This is a genomic window from Martinezella lusitana (assembly GCF_010668395.1).
GTDB lineage: Bacteria > Pseudomonadota > Alphaproteobacteria > Rhizobiales > Rhizobiaceae > Rhizobium > Rhizobium lusitanum_A.
Map to the genome: position 1 here is coordinate 1 of NZ_WUEY01000071.1, position 879 is coordinate 879.

Below are 879 nucleotides of genomic sequence, written 5' to 3' on the forward strand. Positions count from 1 at the left end.
AGCCGCACAGCAAAACCATCCAGACAATATTCGTTTTTGTCGAACCACGGCTGGCCCGTCACAAGACGAAAGACCCTATCCACGATCTCCAATTCTTTCGGACGCAGTGACCTACCCGATAGTCGCCGAAAACGTTCCATTCTGTCCCCCAACAGCGCACTTCATACAGCTTTCCGCAATCACACACGGAAGGCTCGTCAGATGATGGGGGCTCGTAATGAACGTGATCATTTATGGTCTGAATCCTCGGCCAAGTCAAAGCGGGTCGCCGTCACTTGAATGTTGATTTGAAAGGTCTGGGGAGAATATGTTTGGTATCAAGAAGAATTAAGCGCTGGTGGCTAAGAAAATTCAACGATATCATCAACTGATGGAAGGCGTCTTCCGGCCGGACGAACTGGAAGTGTTACAAGCGGTTTTTAACGAGATCATCGAACAAATTTGGTTCGATTTGAACGAATTCAGTCGGGAGGCATTCGCAGGCCAGGTAATACAGCTTTATCGAAGTGGATCGACAGACTTCGCTAAATTCAAAGAGCTGAGCCTCTTGATGGCGCGCGCCCACTTCAGCCGGGACGATGCGGAAGAAAAGCAGAAGGCCATGAAGCGACTTGGGGAAGCTCGGCGCCGCTCGCCATCTGCCGACGACTAGACGAGTTTAAACCGCGACCGCCGACAGAAAACACTAATCTCCCGGTCGAATTCTTCAATTGCGGCAACAGCCCAAGGCTCAAGCTTAGAAGCCTTGTCTTTATCGGCAGGTTTGAAGAAGGCGACTGAACGCAATAATCGACAGAGTAATTTCACATTGGGTCCCCAGAAAGAGACCCGGCTCTTCGTCCTCGTGATGTCCGCCGCGCCGAGTCTCTGCCGCATATG

2 protein-coding genes are annotated in these 879 nt (G+C 51.2%); one reads left to right on the top strand and one right to left on the bottom strand.

Features of this window, described 5'->3' with window-relative positions; translation table 11 throughout:
* The first annotated feature begins 337 nt into the window (after positions 1-337).
* Complete coding sequence (locus GR212_RS36555; protein WP_348643604.1) at positions 338-652, top strand: hypothetical protein; 315 nt, start codon at positions 338-340, stop codon at positions 650-652.
* On the opposite strand, the gene GR212_RS37025 is transcribed toward GR212_RS36555, so the two are convergent.
* Positions 649-879 (bottom strand): hypothetical protein (locus GR212_RS37025; protein ID WP_204326923.1); only part of this gene is annotated, 231 nt, incomplete at its 5' end. The two genes, GR212_RS36555 and GR212_RS37025, sit on opposite strands and share 4 nt — an antisense overlap.